Source organism: Caballeronia sp. (assembly GCF_049581465.1).
Taxonomy (GTDB): domain Bacteria; phylum Pseudomonadota; class Gammaproteobacteria; order Burkholderiales; family Burkholderiaceae; genus Caballeronia.
This window is the reverse complement of sequence record NZ_JBAUSA010000889.1, coordinates 1-4,865: the sequence shown is the minus strand read 5'-3', so window position 1 is coordinate 4,865 and position 4,865 is coordinate 1. Positions and strand designations below refer to the sequence as shown.

The window sequence follows — 4,865 nt, the reverse complement described above, 5'->3', positions numbered from 1 at the left end:
CTCCGGCCGGAAATGCAGCTTCACTTCTCCCCAGACCGCGTCCTTGATCGCTTCGTGCGATTCTCCGACCATCGCCTGAATGGTCTGCGAGCCGAGATTCGACGTCATCACGATCACCGTGTTCTTGAAGTCCACGGTGCGCCCCTGGCCATCGGTCATGCGGCCGTCGTCGAGCACTTGCAGCAGCACGTTGAACACATCCGGATGCGCCTTCTCGACTTCATCGAGCAGGATCACGCTATACGGCTTGCGACGCACGAGTTCGGTCAAATACCCGCCCTCTTCATAGCCCACATATCCTGGAGGCGCGCCGATCAACCGCGCGACACTGTGTTTCTCCATGAACTCGCTCATGTCGATACGGATCAAGTGATCCTCCGAATCGAACAGGAACGCCGCGAGTGCCTTGCATAACTCAGTCTTGCCCACGCCTGTCGGCCCGAGGAACAGGAACGAACCATACGGCCGGTTCGGATCGGACAGACCTGCGCGCGAACGACGGATTGCATCGGCCACCGCGCCAATCGCCTCGTCCTGCCCGACCACGCGGTCATGCAGCTTCGCTTCGATCTGCAACAGCTTCTCGCGCTCGCCCTGCATCATCCGCGAGACAGGAATACCCGTGGAGCGCGACACTACTTCCGCGATTTCCTCGGCGCCCACTTGCGTGCGCAAAAGACGCGGACGCGTCGGGTTGCTTTGCTCCGCTGTTTCGGCCTGCGTAACTTGCTTCAATCGCGCTTCGAGTTCCGGCAGCTTGCCGTACTGCAATTCGGCGACCTTTTCGAGTTTGCCTTCGCGTTGCAGACGCACCATATCCGCACGGGCCTTTTCGATTTCTTCCTTCAACGTCGCGCTGCCCTGCACGGCGGCTTTCTCCGCCATCCAGATTTCCTCGAGATCGGAATAGTCACGGTTCAGCCGCTCAATTTCCTCCTCGATCAGCTGTAAGCGCTTCTGCGACGCCTCATCCTTTTCCTTCTTGACGGCTTCGCGCTCGATCTTCAACTGAATAAGGCGACGATCCAGCCGATCCATTTCTTCAGGCTTCGAATCGATTTCCATCTTGACCTTCGACGCCGCTTCATCAATCAGGTCGATGGCCTTGTCCGGCAGAAACCGGTCCGTGATATAGCGATGCGACAACTCGGCCGCCGCGACGATAGCCGGATCGGTGATCTCCACGCCGTGGTGCAGCTCGTACTTTTCCTGCAAGCCACGCAGGATCGCGATAGTCGCTTCAACCGAAGGCTCGTCGATCAGCACCTTCTGGAACCGCCGCTCGAGCGCCGCATCCTTCTCGATGTACTTGCGATATTCGTCCAGCGTCGTAGCGCCGATGCAATGCAGCTCGCCACGCGAAAGCGCGGGCTTGAGCATGTTGCCGGCGTCCATTGCGCCTTCGGCCTTACCCGCGCCGACCATGGTGTGGATCTCGTCGATAAAGACGATGGTCTGGCCTTCGTCCTTCGCGATGTCGTTGAGAACCGCTTTCAACCGTTCCTCGAACTCGCCGCGATACTTCGCGCCGGCCAGCAACGCGGCCATGTCGAGCGAGAGGACGCGCTTGCTTTTCAGCGATTCCGGCACTTCGCCGTTGACGATCCGCTGCGCGAGGCCTTCGACAATCGCCGTCTTGCCCACGCCCGGCTCGCCGATCAGCACAGGGTTGTTTTTCGTACGGCGTTGCAGGATCTGGATGGAGCGGCGAATTTCGTCGTCGCGGCCAATGACCGGGTCGAGCTTGCCGGCGCGTGCGCGCTCGGTCAGGTCGACGGTGTACTTTTTCAGCGCGCCGCGCTGGCTTTCCGCGTCCTGGCTATGGACCTCGGCGCCGCCGCGCACTGCGTTGATCGCGGCTTCGAGCGCTTTGCGCGTCAAGCCGTGCTGCTTGGCGATACGGCCCGCTTCGCCTTTGTCGTCGGCAATCGCGAGAAGATACATTTCGCTCGCGACGTAGGTGTCGTTGAGCTTTTGCGCTTCCTTGTCGGCGCTGTTGAGCAAGCCGGCGAGATCGCGGCTGACCTGCACGTTGCCGTCGGTGCCCTGAACTTGCGGCAGGCGCGTCATGGCGTCTTTAAGCGCAGTTTGCAAGGCCTGGACCTGCACGCCCGCCTGCGACAGCAGCGAGCGCGCCGAACCGTCTTGTTGCGCGATCAGCGCCGCAAGCAGGTGAATGGGTTCGATATATTGATTGTCATTGCCGACCGCGAGACTTTGCGCGTCGGCGAGTGCTTCCTGGAACTTCGTCGTTAGCTTGTCGATTCTCATATTGAGAGACCTCCGATTCGGGATGTATTCAAAATGAGGCGTGATCCGACACTTTCAAGCGTCGCGGAGCACGAGATGCCCATTTTTCTGCGCTAACCCTCGAAGTGTGGGCGCGCAGCGCGCGGGCGAATTGATGCACGTCAAGAGCGCGTGGCCTGAGGCTTTAATAGCACCGCGCCGCGCGACCAGGCCAGCGTTTTTGCGACTCATGTGCTGTTTTTTCGACTTATGCGGCAGCGCTCACCGGCGCTGGCGCTGCTGGCGCTGCTGGCGTGAAGCGCACGATCCCGAGCAATGCGGCAAGTTCGACCGTGGGTGAAGCAAGCTCGCCGATGGTATGCCGGTCGAGTTCAGCCAGGAACGCGTCCCGGGCGGCCGCGAATACGCCTTTCAGGCGGCAATGCGACTGGATCACGCAATGGCGATGGGCATCGCTCGCGTCCGCGAAACAGCCTACGATCGAAAAGTCGCACTCCATCTTGCGCGCGACTTCGCCGATCGTCACCGACAGCGTGCGTCTATCGAGCTTCAGCCCGCCGTTGCGGCCACGCACGGTTTCCACCCAGCCTAGCTCGCCGAGGCGCTGCACCACTTTCATCAGGTGGCTTTTAGAAATGCCGTAGGCGTCGGAGATTTCCTGGATAGTCGTGAGGCCTTCCGGCTGGACGGCCAGATACAGCATGACGCGCAGGGAATAATCAGTGTAGTCGGTCAGTCGCATGTGTCCGTCACGTGAAGCCGCATGGGTCGCATCGTGTGACGGCAGGAGGATTGCCTGGTTGCACGGATGCGTAGCGGCGTTTTTATTTTACGAGCCTGGTTCCGCAAGCCCCGCCAGCGGCGAGCGTTGCGGATGTCGATTATCATTGCAGACCGTGGACCCCAAGCCTGATAGGACTGCGTTCCATTTGATCATGCTATTTTGCGGCAGATTCGAGTTTTAATCATCGACCGTCAAAATGTTGGCCACCTTCGTGGGCTGTTCGATGCTTTTCGACACCTCCTGCGCCACTTCAACTTTGCGATCTTATTGTCATGACAGAAGCCAGTGCAGAATTTTCGTCGTCGAATCGTTCGGCGGAGCCCGATGAGCGCAACATCCGGGCGCTGGTCGAGGCATTTTACGCGCGGGTTGATGACGATATCCTGCTGCGCCCGATTTTCGAGCGCGAACTGACTGGCCGTTGGGACGAGCATCTCGCCAAAATGACGACGTTCTGGTCGAGTCTTGTACTCGGGTCGAAGAATTACCGTGGCAACGTTCAGGAAGTACACCGTCCGCTCGGCGATATTGAACCGCAACATTTTGCCCGCTGGCTAGCGCTCTTTCTCGATACCGTCCAGGCTCGCTACGAACCGGCGGCCGCCGTCCGGTTCATGGAGCCCGCCCTGCGCATTGCGCAAAGCCTCCAGTTGAGCAAGTTTGGATGGAATTACACGATTCCCGAGGCCCAATTGAGTTTGCTCGCCAAGCTACAGGAAATGCGCAGGGGTGCAAACGGGGGCGCTTAGGACGTCCCGCCCCTGAGTCACATCATGGCGACCACCGCTCCACGGCGGCACTATCCGATTCACGCGCGTCGACCCACTTCTCGCCATCGCCCGTCTTTTCCTTCTTCCAGAACGGCGCCTGAGTTTTCAGGTAATCCATCACGAAGGCACACGATTCGAACGCTTCCCCACGATGCGCCGCGGTCGTCGCAACCAGCACGATCTGGTCGAGCGGCAACAACTTGCCCACCCGGTGCACGATCAGCACGTCGGAGCCCGGCCAGCGCTCGCGCGCATCTTCCGCTATTTTCCGAAGCGATTTCTCGGTCATGCCGGGATAGTGCTCAAGTTCCATCGTCTCGACGGCACGGCCTTCGTTCAAGTCGCGCACCGTCCCAATGAAGCACGCCACCGCGCCCACTTTCGGGTTATCGGCACGTAAAGCAGCAACTTCCGCGCTGATATCAAAATCGGCTTCCTGCACGCGCACTCGGGTCATGTCAGCCGCCCGTGACAGGCGGGAAGAACGCAACCTCGCAGCCTTCCGTAATGCGCCGCGACGCGTCGGTCATCTCGTGATTGCACGCCATTCGCAACGACCGCCCCTCGGCGAGCGTGTCCGCCCATGCGCCGCCGCGCGCACGCAGCCACGCGCGGACATCGCCGATATTCGCAACGCCATCGGGCACGTCCACGCTCTCGTTCGATACCCCCAGCGCTTCACGCACGCTCGCAAAAAACCTCAGTTCCACTTTCATAGCTGCCTTCAACGCGTCAATTCGGAAAACGGGATGAAGCGCACCACGTCCCCGGCCCGGATGACGTTATCCGGCGGGTTGTCGATGAGCCCATCGCCCCACACGGTCGATGTCATGACAGCCGAACTCTGGTTGTCAAACACATCGAGACCGCCCTGGTCGTTCAAGCGCGCGCGCAGGAATTCATTGCGCCGGTCGCCTTTATTCTGTGTGAAATCGGCACGCATGGCATACACGCGCGGTTCGACGGCGTTGACACCCGCCAACCGGAGGATGAACGGCCGCACAAACAGCAGGAAGGTGCAGAAACTCGACACCGGATTACCCGGCAAGCCGATAAAGAAC

Annotated in this window: 5 protein-coding genes and 1 pseudogene; 1 reads left to right on the top strand and 5 read right to left on the bottom strand. The window is 60.1% G+C overall.

Annotated features, from left to right (window positions below; all coding sequences use genetic code 11):
• Window positions 1-2,271 (bottom strand): ATP-dependent chaperone ClpB (gene clpB / locus WCA53_RS21800; protein ID WP_423915529.1); only part of this gene is annotated, 2,271 nt, incomplete at its 3' end.
• A 226-nt stretch (window positions 2,272-2,497) separates the two neighbouring features.
• The gene (locus tag WCA53_RS21795) at window positions 2,498-2,992 is read right to left on the bottom strand and encodes an Rrf2 family transcriptional regulator (protein WP_423915527.1); all 495 of its coding nucleotides are present in this window, start codon (window positions 2,990-2,992) and stop codon (window positions 2,498-2,500) included.
• Window positions 2,993-3,306: 314 nt separating this feature from the next.
• On the opposite strand from WCA53_RS21795, the gene WCA53_RS21790 reads away from it, so the two are divergent.
• Window positions 3,307-3,783, top strand: coding sequence for a group III truncated hemoglobin (locus WCA53_RS21790; RefSeq protein WP_423915524.1), 477 nt, complete (start codon window positions 3,307-3,309; stop codon window positions 3,781-3,783).
• A gap of 22 nt (window positions 3,784-3,805) precedes the next feature.
• Here WCA53_RS21790 and moaE read toward each other — a convergent pair whose 3' ends face one another.
• From moaE to WCA53_RS21775, 3 genes and pseudogenes are all read right to left on the bottom strand, one after another.
• Complete coding sequence (gene moaE / locus WCA53_RS21785; protein ID WP_423915521.1) at window positions 3,806-4,261, bottom strand: molybdopterin synthase catalytic subunit MoaE; 456 nt, start codon at window positions 4,259-4,261, stop codon at window positions 3,806-3,808.
• Between the two features lies 1 nt (window position 4,262).
• Complete coding sequence (gene moaD / locus WCA53_RS21780) at window positions 4,263-4,520, bottom strand: molybdopterin converting factor subunit 1 (RefSeq protein WP_423915519.1); 258 nt, start codon at window positions 4,518-4,520, stop codon at window positions 4,263-4,265.
• Between the two features lie 8 nt (window positions 4,521-4,528).
• A pseudogene (locus tag WCA53_RS21775) lies at window positions 4,529-4,865 on the bottom strand (molybdopterin molybdenumtransferase MoeA); the annotation flags it as partial.

Coding starts and splice junctions, on each gene's coding strand:
- moaD (WP_423915519.1), bottom strand. CDS start 4,520: ATGAAAGTGGAACTGAGGTTTTTTGCGAGCGTGCGTGAAGCGCTGGGG.
- WCA53_RS21795 (WP_423915527.1), bottom strand. CDS start 2,992: ATGCGACTGACCGACTACACTGATTATTCCCTGCGCGTCATGCTGTAT.
- moaE (WP_423915521.1), bottom strand. CDS start 4,261: ATGACCCGAGTGCGCGTGCAGGAAGCCGATTTTGATATCAGCGCGGAA.
- WCA53_RS21790 (WP_423915524.1), top strand. CDS start 3,307: ATGACAGAAGCCAGTGCAGAATTTTCGTCGTCGAATCGTTCGGCGGAG.